This is a genomic window from Paraglaciecola sp. IT1134, assembly GCF_058068185.1.
This window is the reverse complement of record NZ_CM176486.1, coordinates 4,535,520-4,548,822: the sequence shown is the minus strand read 5'-3', so window position 1 is coordinate 4,548,822 and position 13,303 is coordinate 4,535,520. Positions and strand designations below refer to the sequence as shown.

The following is a 13,303-nucleotide window of genomic DNA, read 5'->3' as shown; positions in this document are numbered from 1 at the left end:
TATGTTTAAGAATTTGATGGACTGGATTGAATATCGTTTGCCGGTTATGCGCGTGGCGAACATGCATGCCGTGCAGTACCCGGCTCCAAGGAATATGAACTTCTGGTATATGTTCGGCTTCTTGGCCACTATCGTATTAGTCAACCAAATTGTCACAGGCATTTGGCTGACGATGAGTTTTGAGCCTTCTGCCGAGCGGGCGTTTGCTTCTGTAGAATACATCATGCGCGATGTGGAATACGGCTGGTTACTGCGTTATATGCACAGCACCGGTGCGTCGGCATTTTTTATCGTGGTTTATTTGCATATGTTCCGTGGCATGATTTACGGCTCTTATCAGAAGCCCCGTGAATTGCTCTGGGTGTTCGGTATGTTTATCTATCTGGCCTTGATGGCTGAAGCCTTTATGGGTTACGTATTGCCCTGGGGCCAGATGTCCTATTGGGGTGCTCAGGTTATTGTTTCCTTGTTTAGCGCCATACCTGTTATTGGCCCTGATCTAGTGATCTGGATCCAGGGTGACTATGTTATTTCTGGCGCCACATTAAACCGTTTCTTTGCCCTACATGTTATAGCGTTGCCGCTGGTCATTGTCATTTTAGTATTCCTGCACATTGTTGCTTTGCACGAAGTTGGCTCCAACAACCCCGATGGTACAGACGTCAAACGCAAGAAGGGCTCGTTGCGCGAAGACGAAAAAACCAAATTTAAGATCCATGAATACTACACGGACAAGTACGACATCATTGATGATATCGTGCCGTTTTTCCCACACATAGTGCTCAAAGATTTGGTGGGTTTCAGTTTCTTCTTGTTGGCCTTCTGTTACGTTATGTTTTTCAATCCAGGCATGGGTGGCTACTTCCTGGAGCATCCAAATTTTGAAATTGCTAACAACCTGAAAACACCAGAACACATATTCCCAGTTTGGTATTTCACGCCTTTCTACGCAATATTGAAAGCCGTGCCACATAAACTAGGTGGGGTTATCTGTATGTTTGCGGCTATCGTGGCCTTGGCACTACTACCTTGGATTGACCGCGGTAAAGTCAAATCCTGGCGTTATCGTTGTGGTTTGCATCGATGGAATCTGCTGACCTTTGCTGGCGTGTTTATTTTCCTCGGATATTTAGGCGGTACGCCGCAAGAGGCCTGGAAAATTATCGCTTCACAGATTTTGACCATCATGTATTTTGGCTTCTTCTTTTTACTGTGGATTTACAGTAGAAATGAGTCGGTTAAACCTGTTCCAGCGAGGATCACAGAATGAAGAAGTTACTATTGATACTCGCATTTTTGCTGCCCAATGCCGTTTTCGCAGCGGGCGGTAATGTCCATCTGGATAGCGCTGACTATGACTTGACCGATAAAGCATCTTTGCAAAACGGGGCGAAGTTGTTCATGAACTACTGCCTGGGTTGTCATCAGATGCAATATCAGCGTTATCAACGGGCCTTTGACGATTTGGACATTCCCTTGGCATTGGGCCAGGCAAACTTACAATTTACCGGTGAAAAGCCCGGGGAATATATCGAAAATGGTATGCCAAGCGAATCTGGGGCGAAATGGTTTGGTGCGCCGCCCCCAGATTTAACCCTGGTCGCCCGGGTGCGAGGAGCGGATTGGTTATACACTTATTTACGCAGTTTTTATGCGGACGACAGTCGCCCTTTTGGCGTTAACAATTTGGTCTTTCCTGAAGTAGGTATGCCCCATGTATTGCAAGAGTTGCAAGGCTTACCCAGTAAAACGTCAGAGAAACGACTCGTAGATGGGGAAATGGTTGACCGCTATGTAGGTCTCAAATCCGATGGTAGCGGCGAGCTCAGCCCAGATGAATATGATGCAGCGGTATTAGATTTGGTTAATTACCTCGTTTATACTGGTGAACCGTCACGTTTACAGTCAGAAAGCATAGGTCGTTGGGTTATGATCTTCTTGTTAGTATTAACCGTGCTGGTTTATCTGCTGAAGAAAGAATATTGGCGAGATGTGCATTAATTCTGCAAGAGTTGATGTATAATCCGCAAAATTTTAAGGGGCTCACGAGCCCCTTTCTTATCATTGGTAGATTAATTTACCGTTCTGCCATCTGAAACTCTGTGTAGAGTCTTGTTTTGGGTGGTAATAATTGGATTTCAAGGTTTATTTGTTGCCTGGGGGTCTAAATTTTGGAGGAAGCTTAATGGCTGTAGCCACAAATAAACGTTCTATCATGACGTTATTTTCAGACACCATTGATATTTACAGTCATCAAGTACGTATTGTACTTGCTGAAAAAGGGGTAGGTGTTGAAATCAGCTATCTTGAACCAAATAGTCTGTCGGAAGATCTTATCGATCTGAATCCTTATGGTACGGTGCCCACCTTGGTTGACCGGGAGCTGGTGTTATATAATTCGCATATCATCATGGAATATCTTGACGAGCGTTTTCCTCATCCACCACTTATGCCGGTTTACCCAGTTTCACGTGGCCAGAGCCGTTTGACCATGCATAGAATTCAAAATGACTGGTACTCCTTGGCGACGAAAATTTTGAAAGGTCAGGGTGATGTAGCTGCTGCCCGCACCGAACTGCGTGAGGCATTATTGAGCCTGGCGCCCTTGTTCGCTGAAACACCTTTCTTTATGAGTGAAGAATTCAGTTTAGTCGATTGTTATCTGGCACCGTTGTTATGGCGATTACCGGCTTTGAATATTGAATTGTCAGGTAATGGGAGCAAGGAAGTGCGCAGTTATATGAATCGCATTTTTGAAAGAAGCTCTTTCAAGGCATCCCTGACTGATCAAGAACGTGAAATTCACAACCCTTTATAAAGTCGGGGGAACTGGTCGATGACATCGAATCAACCTTATTTATTACGCGCATTCTATGAATGGATTGTCGATAACAATTTAACGCCTTATATGGTGGTTGATGCCCATGCACCTGGAACCTTGGTACCACAGGAGCATGTGCGAGATGGACAAATTGTTCTAAACGTATCGCCGGCATCCTGTGGCAAAATGATCATGGGTAATGCAGAAATCACCTTCGATGCACGTTTTGGCGGCGTTCCCCGTAACCTGGTGGTACCTTGCAAGGCGGTATTGGCAATCTATGCCAAAGAAAATGGTGCTGGCACCGTATTTACTGCTGAAGACGAGTTTGATGAGACACCCTCGGCGCCGTCAAAAAAGCCGTCCTTGGCAGTAGCAAAAAAATCACAAGACGAGCCAGACCCGGATACGCCCAAAAAAGGTAAACCTACTCTCACTGTAGTGAAGTAATTAGTATTGGTAGAAAAAGGCGCAATTAGCGCCTTTTTTATTGCCTACCGCATATCGCATATCGCATATCGCCCATTATGTGTTTGGTTAGTTATGTCGGTGGTGCATGGCAACTGACGGGGAGCTTTGCATATCTGCCCTGGTGCAATCCATATGGGTCACATTGTCAATCCAATAGTTCTACCGGCAGGCAATATTCCGAGGCCCTGCTATTTAAGGGCACAATGTTGATAGCGGCGGTGAACATGTCGGTCTACTGGGGGTTGCTAAGATATTGGATGGCGTGGTGTACTGCACTCAAGGGATCAGTCGGGGCACTGTCTTGCTGGGCATAATAAGTTGTCTGGCTTTGCTCTTTAAACCAACGCCGGGTTTAGGTGGTGAGCACTATGGATTGGCAAAGCGCCCGGGAATAATACTCTTTTTTACCCTAGGTGGTTTGCCCTGCTGCAGTTGCGGCAATAAACCTTAGTTGGCAGTTTGTGGCGCCAAAGCAATTATCGATTGACCTTAAGTTAAGGTGGCCAGACTAAAATCGATAAGGCTGGTTAGCAAATACCCATGACCGAATAGGCCATGGGGTATTATCAGCACTCATCTTGCAGGTGGCGCACACAACGAAGCAGCAAACGCTGCCTACAAATATTCGAATGCCTTGATCACCTGAGTGACTCCCTCGATGTTTCTGGCGCTGTTAGCGGCAATATCTGCTTCTTTGCTACTGACCAAACCCATTAAAAATACTTCTGAATTTTCCACCGCAACATGAATGTGAAAACCATCTACCCGTTTATCGGCAATGAGTTTTGCTTTTATTTTTGATGCCAGCCAAACGTCATGGGTAACGGAACTCGCCGAAATTGGCCCACCTAAACGGATTTGATTATGTAATTTATCTACGTTTTTGACTGCTTCAGAGATCTGTTGAGCCTGGCGTATAATGGACTCATTGGGCGCTTGCCCCACCAGTAATACGGAACCATTAAAGACATGTACGTTAATATTGGCTTGGGTTTCTATGGCTTTGTTTTCAGACAGGGCAATAGAAATGCGACTGGCAATAGTTTTGTCATCTAACTGGGTTCCTAACGTACGCCTATCATGGGCCGCTGAGGCGGCACCTACGCCAGCCCCAACTAATAGTGCGGCACAGCCTTGTAATAAACTAACGGCAAGCAAGCTTACCCCTAACATCTTTGAACTGTATTTTAACAATGTATTACTCCTGTGAACTTTCTGGAAACAGACAATCATCTATTCCTTCGCAAAGATTATGGATCACCAGCAAATGTACTTCCTCAATACGTACATCCCGACTGGATGGCACCCGGATTTCCACGTCGCTTGGCCCCAATAGACCAGCCATTTCACCGCCATCCTGGCCGGTCAGGGCCACGATTGTCATGTCGCGACTCAAAGCCGCTTCCATGGCGTTAATGACGTTACGTGACGCACCACTGGGTGAGATGGCCAGCAGGATATCCCCGGCTTGACCCAAGGCTCTAACTTGTTTGGAAAAAATCTCATCGTAGCTATAGTCACTGGCGATAGAGGTAATAGTGGAACTATCTGTGGTCAATGCTATAGCTGGCAAGCTGGGTCGGTCTCGCTCATAGCGATTAAGCATCTCTGCGGAAAAACTTTGTGCATGACTGGCCGAACCGCCATTGCCACAGGACAAAATCTTATTACCGTTGATAAGGGCGTTAACCATCATTTGGGTTGCGTGACCTATGGGTTCTGGCAACACTTCAAGAGAGGCTATTTTGGTTTGAATACTTTCGGTAAAGTTAGCCTTTATGCTGTCTAACATTTGTTCTCCGTTTTACTGCTGTTGCGCTTACACATATTTCAACCAGTTGATCTCGTTCTGGTTGCCGCCAAATAGCTCAATGCCAATTATATCAATTCTATGGGCAACTAACGTAGGGTTTAAACCGTTATCCATTAAATAATGTTGTACTGCTGATTCAAACTTGCGTCTTTTCTTGGGGTGAAAAAACTCTACTGCTCGTCCAAATTGATGCTGACTGCGGAATTTAACTTCAACAAACACCAGTTCTTGGCCATCTTGCATCACTATGTCTATTTCGCCACTGCGGCAGCGGTAGTTTTGGGTGATAAAGGTCAAACCCTGTTGTTCAAGGTAGCGCCGAGCGGCCGATTCGGCTCTGCTACCGAGCAGCGAAGACAACTTTTGTTTAATCCATCGCAATGAGGGTGACTCTGTCCTGACTGACCTTGGCCCAAGGGAGCTCTCTGTGGACCTCTCCTTGAGCATTAACACTTAGGGTACCCGTCAAACCAGGGGTGGAATTGTGGGACAATAATTGCAAATGGCGCAGTTGGGGCAGCAAACTATACGCGTCATAACCCATGGCAAACAAACGCAGTAAGGTGTCCTGGCGCTGGGGCCACAAAAGGGTAGTTTGCTCGGCCAAGGATTGCCATGGATTAGCGGGTAACATCCAGGGCATATCGATAAATATCAGGTTTCGTAAGTCACGAATACTGTTTTTGGTCAGTTCCAGGCTGTAACTTCTGGAAGAAGCGAACACTGAAATTGCACGTCCAGCGAAGGGGCTTAAGCTGGATTCTATGATCGGATTTAACAGCTCGGTTTGTTCGGGGTTAGCAAACAGCACTATGGCATCTACGTCCCGGCGGTTGCGTTCCACCGAATAGACTTCGGCATTGGTCAAATTTTCAATTTGTTTTACTCTGGCCTTACTCTGGCTTACATCAAGTAATTCAGAAACTTGTTTGCGCATATTTTTGCTATCGCTAAAGGTCGCGTGATCCAAAGCGATGTAATCTGTTTGCTGTTGCAAGTTAGCCCACTGCTGAATAAACGCTTCAGACATGCGCTGGGTGGTGCTGGTATCTGCGGCCAGGACGATAGGGCGCTTAAAACCCTTGGTGCGTATATGTTTCGCCAGTTGGTTGGCTTCGTCTTCTGGGGCCAGGGCAAAAAAATAGGTTTCGTGGGCGGGGCGGATTGCCGCCTCTTGAGAACTATCAGTCGGTTCTAAAGCACTGTGGCTGCCAGGTGCAGAATTCGTCCTGGAGGCAGGCTGATTGGCCAAAGTGGCTTCTGGTTTGGACTCTATTCTGTTTAGCGCTAATAGAGGTTTACCTGGAGGTAACAACTCTATCAGAGGGGCGATATTTTCTTTAAGCAGAGGACCGATAATGAAATCGTAATCCGCTACCAGGGCATTGAGTTCTGCCGGGGTTTTCAAGGCCGAATCAAAAAAACGAATTTGGTTTGCCTGCTCGGTGGTATTGGCATTATTGCGGGTGTCTTGTAGGTCAGTAACAGTGGATAACCTGTCCAGATAAGCCGCCAAAATACCGTCTTTGATGGCACTGCCCTGGCCGCCCAGGCGTCCGGTTAGAGGCAGTAGTACCGCCACCTTACCTGGATTGATAACAGGTAACGCAATGGCTGCGAGCAGCTCTGCAGGGAAGGCCAAATTTAATGGATGATCTGCATATCGACTTTGCCATTGTGCCAGTGCTGACTTAAGTCTTTCAGGATGCAGGCCGTATCTTTGTGTCATAATAGCTAATTGGATCCAGGCTAGCAGCTGGGGTTCACGCAAGCGGGCTTGTTCAAGCTGTTTGTTATCCAGATTTTTGAGCATTTCCCATATGGCCAAGCTTTTGGGACTATCCAGCTGACCGCTGGCCAACAGGTTTTTCGCGGCGCTTAACCAGCGTTCTTGGTGCGAGTCGAAGGAGGCATTAAGGGCATGAATTCTATGTTCGAAGTCTGTAGTCACAGGCATGTTGGCGACCAGCACTTGTGCATTGTCAATAGCCGGAGTAGGGAGCTGCATATAGCATTCAGCTAACAAAAGCTGACCTTCGCCTCGCTGGACGGGTGCATATAATTCTGGCTGGATAACGAGCAACAACTTGATACTTTGTTCACAACTATGCTGCGACTGCAAGCTTTGTGCGGCTTGCAGCAAAAACTGATTGCGCTGCATGCTGTCACCTTTATTGTGCATCCGTTTTGCCTGATCGAGATAATATTGGCTATCGCGCTCGATATCCACTTTGTTGACCTTGGTGACGGGGGGAGGGGAGCCTGTTTTTTTACGCACATCAGTGCTACAAGAAACCGAAATTAAGATGACACTGGTTATTAGGATAGCTCTACTGAAATTCATTAAAAACGTGCTCACTCAACATCTTACCAATTCGACCGTTAGTTTATACCAAAGCCGACAAATATCTACCCGTTAAGGTGCAGCCAGTGGTGGATATATGAAGTAAAGTACACTAAGTAAATATATTTTAAACGTTAGTTAGAAACGTTCGTTTTAAACATTCGTTTTAAACGTTCGTTAGCAAGACACTTAAAAGGCGTAACACAGTGGTAAATTCAGGAAAGCTTTATATCGTGCCCACTCCAATTGGCAATTTGGAAGACATGACCTTGCGAGCGGTGCGCATTCTAAACGAGGTGGATATAGTCGCCGCAGAGGACACCAGACATAGTCAGCGTCTGTTTCAACATTATGATATTAAAACTCGCCTGATTTCCCTGCATGATCATAATGAAAGTCAGCGGGCGATACAGCTGATTGAAAAACTGAAAATGGGGCAAAATATAGCCTTGATTTCAGACGCGGGCACGCCACTTATCAGTGATCCCGGTTACGGTCTGGTAAATAAATGCCGCGCCGAGGGTCTGGATGTGATCCCCTTGCCTGGCGCCTGTGCGGTCACTACTGCACTATGCGCCGCAGGCTTAGCTACTGACAGTTTCAGGTTTGAAGGATTTTTGCCGGCCAAGGCCCAAGCAAAAAATCAGGCGCTAGCCGCCCTTGAGCGAGAAATCAGTACCTGCGTATTTTACGAATCCCCAAGGCGGGTGGCAGATACCGTAAGTTGTATAGTCGACACATTAGGGCCACAGCGGCCCATGGTACTGGCTAAAGAGTTGACCAAAACCTTTGAGACTTTTTGCAGCGGCACCGCTGAGGAAGTATTGATTTGGTTGCTTGCGGATGCAAATCACCAACGTGGGGAATTTGTATTGATGATCGGTGGTCATAAACCTGATGCCAATGCGATTTCAGCAGAAGCCGTTAAATTACTTAAAGCCTTGATGCAAGAGTTGCCACCAAAAAAAGCAGCCGCTATTACCGCCGAGCAGTTTGGCATTAAGAAAAACAGCCTTTATCAATTGGGCTTGAGTTTTTCGTTATAGCGGTTATTCGCCATGGCTAAACTTAGATTTTTAGGGAGATAATCCTGTTGAACAACGCGGCCCTTGACAATATGCACGCTCAGCCTTTTACGCCTATTATCATTGACATCGAAGCCAGTGGTTTTGGTAGCGACAGTTATCCAATCGAAATTGGTCTGGCTTTGAGCACCAAAAAACGATTTTGTCGCCTGGTCAGGCCTCAAACTGATTGGCAGCACTGGAGCGATGAAGCGCAAGCCTTGCACGGTATTAGTCGTAGCGTATTGATCGATAAAGGAGTGAGTGTCAGTCAAGTCTGTCTGGAGCTTAACCAGCTCCTGGGTGCACAAACCGTTTATTCAGACGGTTGGGTGGTGGACAGTCCATGGTTAAATCGTTTGTATGAGAGCGCGGCAATTTCCATGAGTTTTAAAATCAGCCCCTTAGAAATCATCTTAAATGAGCAACAAATGGCGCTGTGGCACCCCACTAAAGACAGATTGTTTGCAATCTCACAAGAAAGTCGTCACCGTGCCAGCCATGACGCAGCTATCATTCTGCTGACCTATCTGGAAACACGCAACTCAATACCTAACAAAGGGAACAATTGATGATGTTTACTCTGTCTGAGGCTCCAAAACCACAATACAGGGTTTAGATATACCCCTTAGGAAAACTCCCCATTCATGCCAAACCATGACGGAAACTGTTTAAATGAACAGAAAATCGCCGGTATATGCCAAAATTTGACCGAGCAAGGGTATAGCGTGGTGACTGACTTCTTACCTGTTATTGTTGCCAATGCTTTGCACATCGAAGCGAGCAGCGGACAACGCCTGGATTTCAAACTCGCGGCTATCGGCCGGGAGTACCAGCAGCAGGTCAATACCAAGGTGCGCAGTGATAGTATTGCCTGGATAAATGGCGACAGCGAATCCCAAAAAATGTATCTACTACTTATGGAGAATCTGCGAATTGAAATTAATCGTCGTTTGTTTATGGGGCTGTTCGATTACGAGAGTCATTTTGCTCATTACGCAACAGGGGATTATTACCAGCGACATGTGGATGCATTTGCCGGACGAAGCAATCGCGTGTTGAGCATTGTGGTATATCTTAATCCACTGTGGGTAAAACGCGACCAGGGTGAGTTACTCATGTTCCATGATGTGCAGCCATCACCCTTTCTAATTGTCGAGCCGCTATTTAATCAATGTATAATTTTTCTTAGTGAGCAATTTCCTCACGAAGTTCGCATGGCTAAGCGTGACCGTTATAGCATTGCCGGCTGGTACAGGATCAATGCCAGTATTGGTGGCCAGATCGATCCCCCATTGTAAAAAGTGGGCCAATTTTATTTGAACTTGCATTAAATAATATAAATTATTGTGGGTTCTGATAATCTCTGCAAATATTTCTCATGTTGTTGCAAAATCTAATTTGTATTTGGCTGGTCGTACTTTTTACATTTGATTCTAGAAGTTGTGAACTGCGACTAATTGAATTAGATTCGTCTTACGGTTGATCTAACCAAAGAGTAGGGCGGGATCCCACCTTGCTCAATAATCGACCAAACAATAATTCCGCCCTAAAATCGGGGCTCCAAGCAACAGCGCGTCGCTTAGCGGCCTTGCTGTCTTTCTTGTCTTGATGTTGCTTTATCACGCCCAGACAGGCGATCTTGAATAGCGTCAGATGAGCTGCACCTGTTGGGTCTACCACCTTTCTCGAAAAACCACATGCAGCACCCAATGGAGTTGTTTTTCGATCGCCCAGTGGTCTCTTATTATTGCGGTAGCTTGCCGGCATCAGTCGGTAATGAGCCAACATACCCACCTGATGAACAGACACTGACGCCGTTCACACAGCGCTCGCTTGCGCCCTCAATAATGGTGCGAATGTGCGGCCACTTCTGCTTTAACTCTTTTGGTAAAGCGGCTTCCAATTGCATCACCGTGCGCTTTTCTCGGCGTCCGTGTCCATAATTTTTTTGCTCGAAGATGGCGAAATCAGGGATATCATACTGCTCGGCAAAACAAGCTTGGGTATGTCGGCTCAAAGTCGGTATATTACCCTTCAGCTGGATGACGAAGTCACCGTCAGTGTCTCTGCTGTTGGAGCAGTCCTGATAGAGTACCTCCCTCTGCCGACGTCAAACGCACTGACCACATGCAGAGCTTGATTCGTTTCCTTGCGCCACGCTCCCGGTGTGGTTTTGCTATCTAAGGCGATGATTTGTTTGTCTTCAAGCTAGCGCCGCTCATTTATCCACCCGAAAACTGCTTGGAGTAGCACGTCAATATCGAGTGTTTTGATGATGGTAGCAATACAATGATGCCTGGGAATGCCATGCTCGAATCAACGATCAACACGCAGGCACTCAAGCTGACTAGCACCAAACTCTTGGATGGACTTCCACCCCGTTGCCTCGCTAAGTACAGCAGACAGGGTGAGAAAAATGACATCAACGAGGTTGTGCTTTAAATTGATGTCGTGACGATGGTTGGTAATGATTTTCAAACGGCTAATGAGGCTCGTAACGGTCTTTGAAGATGTTAACAACTGAGCTGTTCATGTAAAACAATAGGAATTCCCAAGTTTTATATCAATATGTGAGCAAGCATGGAAATTATATATCAAAACGTTAGGACCTCACCCCGACTAGAGGGCACTTAGAAACGTATTAGTGACTCAGTTAGACCTTAGGCGATTTACAACAAAGCGTTATATTAAGGCCGAATTTAAATCGCAAAAACACTCAATTATTACTTATCAATGGCTATTTATTACAATCAAAATCAACCGTTACCTGATAACGCCCTTGCGTATCTGTTATTACATAAAACCAACCGTGGCGCTTAATAATTTTTTCGCTGAGTTGCAAACCTAAACCATAACCGAACCCAAAAGCGACTTCAGTCTTACTCGTTCCCGCTTTAGGCTCGGCATTATCATCACTGTTGTTACTATTAATGATAGTGACACGACTACCCCGCTGTTCAATATGCACTTGCCCATATTGTGTATGTTGATAAGCATTGCGGATCAGGTTGTTTAATACAATATGGCACGCTGTGGCTTGTACATTCACGCTACATTCTTCAGTGTCTAAATTAACCTCAACCTTTTTTGCATTAAGTAAATAATCGAGCTCAGCGCATAATTGTTTGATTTTTTCATGTATTTTTATGGGTTCTAGCAAAACGTCTTGTTCGTCATTCCGGCTAAGCCACAGTAATGTGTCAGTTAAGTCACTCATAGTTAAGCCCGCGCGCTGAATTCGCTGTAACGTGAGTTGTTGTTTTTCACCCAAGGGCGTTTTTTCATTGAGCCGTTGCAGTAAATCAACATTGCTACGAATAACCGCAATAGGGGTGCGTAATTCATGGCTGGCGTAACTTAAAAAACGTTGCTCTCGTTCTAAACTTTGATGAGCCGAAATTAAACTACTTTGTACCAAGGAGGCCAATACATTTAATTCGTTATAGCTAAAATCTGGCGGCGAATTTTGCAGGTTGTCTTGGTTTAGCGATTTGGCCCAGTCTTTTAAAGACTCGATAGGTTTGACTATTTTTTGCATAATCATCACTAAAAAAAAGGCAAACAAGGCAATGGCGGTCACAGCCGTAACAAACGCCCAATAAAATCGATTTGAAGCTGAGTTTGAGTCTATAGTGACAGGACGATCTTTTTCGAGGATTACCTTTGATATAAAGCGTTGCTCGCCTAGCGAACTCTTATACATAACCACAAAATAAATGTTTTCAGGTATAGAAAAAATTGAGGTCTGTTCTTTAATTTTTTGTAGCTGGCCTACCTCAGTGGGGGATGATGTAAAGCGTTGCTGAATGATATCCGGCGTATCTTGCCAACGACTCGCCACATTAAAACCAATGACACTTATTGCGTGCCCATCTTCAACCTCAACGGTTTTGGCTAAATCGCGCATGACGATGTTGATCCCTCGATCAAGCCCATCAATAAAATAGTTAACGCTTAACAAAGAAAAACCAATAGCCATGACTGAACCAAGCAATACCACACTAAGAAAAAAATACAGCTTAAGACTTGGCCTAATTTTCACGATAACGCTCCTGCAACAGACTCTTTAATGGCAAAGCCGACGCCTGGCACGGTTTCAAGTTTGATACTGCTAGTTGCGGCTTCAAGCTGTTTGCGCAAATGATAAATATGGACTTTTAAACTATTACTGTCGGGTTGTTCGTCACCCCATACCGCTTGCATGATGCTTTGGCGACTCACTACTTGAGGACTAGCACGGACTAAAACTTCTAATAATTTAAAAGTGATAGGCGAAAGCTTTAAGGTCTTGTGGTTTAAAACGGCACTATGTTGGCTGAGTTCAAGTATTAGTTCACCCAAAACTAAACGTTTGACTTCGCCGCTGCGGCGCTTTGCAAGTACTTGTACTCGCGCTACTAACTCCTGCATGGCAAAAGGTTTAATTAAATAATCATCACTACCGGCAGCAAATCCTTGCAACTTATTCTCGAGACTATCCCGGGCAGTGAGCATGAGTATCGGCGTATCCATACCTCTTGCTCGTAGCGTATTGCACAGGGTTAATCCATCCATTTTGGGCATATTAATATCGAGTATAATCATTTGGTAATGGTTTGTTTCTATTAAACTTAAACCCATTAAACCATTGCTTGCATGATCACAATCAATTGACTCAATTTCGAGATAGTCAACAATGGTTGTTGCAAGATCAATGTCGTCTTCAACCAGTAATACGTTCATTAAGATATTATTCCTATGGACTTCATTGCATAAAAAATAGCACATGGAATGACAGCGGTAATAGG

13 protein-coding genes and 1 pseudogene are annotated in these 13,303 nt (G+C 45.3%); 7 read left to right on the top strand and 7 right to left on the bottom strand.

All coding sequences use genetic code 11. The features are described 5' to 3' along the window. Window position 1 precedes the first annotated feature (1 nt). From AC3RV5_RS19780 to AC3RV5_RS19765, 4 genes are all read left to right on the top strand, one after another. Window positions 2-1,270 carry a cytochrome b gene (locus AC3RV5_RS19780; protein WP_489729288.1) on the top strand — a complete coding sequence of 423 codons (1,269 nt, stop codon included), beginning with the start codon at window positions 2-4 and terminating at the stop codon, window positions 1,268-1,270. Continuing rightward, window positions 1,267-2,001, top strand: a complete 735-nt coding sequence (locus AC3RV5_RS19775; RefSeq protein WP_489729287.1) for a cytochrome c1 — start codon at window positions 1,267-1,269, stop codon at window positions 1,999-2,001. The genes AC3RV5_RS19780 and AC3RV5_RS19775 overlap by 4 nt, the downstream gene beginning before the upstream one ends. Before the next feature lie 184 nt (window positions 2,002-2,185). Then, window positions 2,186-2,818 carry a stringent starvation protein SspA gene (sspA, locus tag AC3RV5_RS19770; protein WP_489729286.1) on the top strand — a complete coding sequence of 211 codons (633 nt, stop codon included), beginning with the start codon at window positions 2,186-2,188 and terminating at the stop codon, window positions 2,816-2,818. A gap of 18 nt (window positions 2,819-2,836) precedes the next feature. After that, on the top strand, window positions 2,837-3,271 hold the full coding sequence (locus AC3RV5_RS19765) for a ClpXP protease specificity-enhancing factor (RefSeq protein WP_489729285.1): 435 nt from the start codon (window positions 2,837-2,839) through the stop codon (window positions 3,269-3,271). A 636-nt stretch (window positions 3,272-3,907) separates the two neighbouring features. On the opposite strand, the gene dolP is transcribed toward AC3RV5_RS19765, so the two are convergent. Genes dolP through AC3RV5_RS19745 form a run of 4 tightly spaced genes read right to left on the bottom strand, consistent with a single transcriptional unit; the run spans window position 3,908 to window position 7,383 of the window. After that, window positions 3,908-4,486 (bottom strand): division/outer membrane stress-associated lipid-binding lipoprotein, encoded by a 579-nt coding sequence (gene dolP / locus AC3RV5_RS19760; protein WP_489729284.1) that lies wholly within the window; start codon window positions 4,484-4,486, stop codon window positions 3,908-3,910. Window positions 4,487-4,490: 4 nt separating this feature from the next. Continuing rightward, window positions 4,491-5,084, bottom strand: a complete 594-nt coding sequence (locus tag AC3RV5_RS19755) for a phosphoheptose isomerase (RefSeq protein WP_489729283.1) — start codon at window positions 5,082-5,084, stop codon at window positions 4,491-4,493. 27 nt (window positions 5,085-5,111) lie between these two features. Next, the gene (locus tag AC3RV5_RS19750) at window positions 5,112-5,486 is read right to left on the bottom strand and encodes a YraN family protein (RefSeq protein WP_489729282.1); all 375 of its coding nucleotides are present in this window, start codon (window positions 5,484-5,486) and stop codon (window positions 5,112-5,114) included. Then, window positions 5,473-7,383, bottom strand: a complete 1,911-nt coding sequence (locus tag AC3RV5_RS19745) for a penicillin-binding protein activator (protein WP_489729281.1) — start codon at window positions 7,381-7,383, stop codon at window positions 5,473-5,475. The genes AC3RV5_RS19750 and AC3RV5_RS19745 overlap by 14 nt, the downstream gene beginning before the upstream one ends. Before the next feature lie 272 nt (window positions 7,384-7,655). Here AC3RV5_RS19745 and rsmI point away from each other — a divergent pair, with 272 nt between their 5' ends. From rsmI to AC3RV5_RS19730, 3 genes are all read left to right on the top strand, one after another. Next, entirely contained in the window at window positions 7,656-8,495 is an 840-nt protein-coding gene (rsmI, locus tag AC3RV5_RS19740; protein ID WP_489729280.1) for a 16S rRNA (cytidine(1402)-2'-O)-methyltransferase, read from the top strand. 71 nt (window positions 8,496-8,566) lie between these two features. Further along, window positions 8,567-9,085 (top strand): 3'-5' exonuclease, encoded by a 519-nt coding sequence (locus AC3RV5_RS19735; protein ID WP_489732217.1) that lies wholly within the window; start codon window positions 8,567-8,569, stop codon window positions 9,083-9,085. A gap of 75 nt (window positions 9,086-9,160) precedes the next feature. Further along, a complete protein-coding gene (locus AC3RV5_RS19730) occupies window positions 9,161-9,814 on the top strand; it encodes a 2OG-Fe(II) oxygenase (RefSeq protein ID WP_489729279.1) in 654 nt (217 codons plus the stop codon). Between the two features lie 310 nt (window positions 9,815-10,124). Here the strand turns inward: AC3RV5_RS19730 and AC3RV5_RS19725 are convergent. From AC3RV5_RS19725 to AC3RV5_RS19715, 3 genes and pseudogenes are all read right to left on the bottom strand, one after another. After that, window positions 10,125-11,036, bottom strand: a pseudogene (locus tag AC3RV5_RS19725) (ISAs1 family transposase); the annotation flags it as partial. Between the two features lie 217 nt (window positions 11,037-11,253). Next, on the bottom strand, window positions 11,254-12,558 hold the full coding sequence (locus AC3RV5_RS19720) for a sensor histidine kinase (protein WP_489729278.1): 1,305 nt from the start codon (window positions 12,556-12,558) through the stop codon (window positions 11,254-11,256). Beyond that, a complete protein-coding gene (locus AC3RV5_RS19715) occupies window positions 12,555-13,238 on the bottom strand; it encodes a response regulator transcription factor (RefSeq protein ID WP_489729277.1) in 684 nt (227 codons plus the stop codon). Before AC3RV5_RS19715 ends, AC3RV5_RS19720 begins: the two co-directional genes overlap by 4 nt. Between the last annotated feature and the right edge of the window lie 65 nt (window positions 13,239-13,303).

Bases quoted from the DNA above. Each gene is read 5' to 3' on its own strand.
- AC3RV5_RS19780 (WP_489729288.1), top strand. From the start codon at position 2: ATGTTTAAGAATTTGATGGACTGGATTGAATATCGTTTGCCGGTTATG.
- AC3RV5_RS19775 (WP_489729287.1), top strand. From the start codon at position 1,267: ATGAAGAAGTTACTATTGATACTCGCATTTTTGCTGCCCAATGCCGTT.
- sspA (WP_489729286.1), top strand. From the start codon at position 2,186: ATGGCTGTAGCCACAAATAAACGTTCTATCATGACGTTATTTTCAGAC.
- AC3RV5_RS19765 (WP_489729285.1), top strand. From the start codon at position 2,837: ATGACATCGAATCAACCTTATTTATTACGCGCATTCTATGAATGGATT.
- AC3RV5_RS19755 (WP_489729283.1), bottom strand. From the start codon at position 5,084: ATGTTAGACAGCATAAAGGCTAACTTTACCGAAAGTATTCAAACCAAA.
- AC3RV5_RS19735 (WP_489732217.1), top strand. From the start codon at position 8,567: ATGCACGCTCAGCCTTTTACGCCTATTATCATTGACATCGAAGCCAGT.
- AC3RV5_RS19730 (WP_489729279.1), top strand. From the start codon at position 9,161: ATGCCAAACCATGACGGAAACTGTTTAAATGAACAGAAAATCGCCGGT.
- AC3RV5_RS19715 (WP_489729277.1), bottom strand. From the start codon at position 13,238: ATGAACGTATTACTGGTTGAAGACGACATTGATCTTGCAACAACCATT.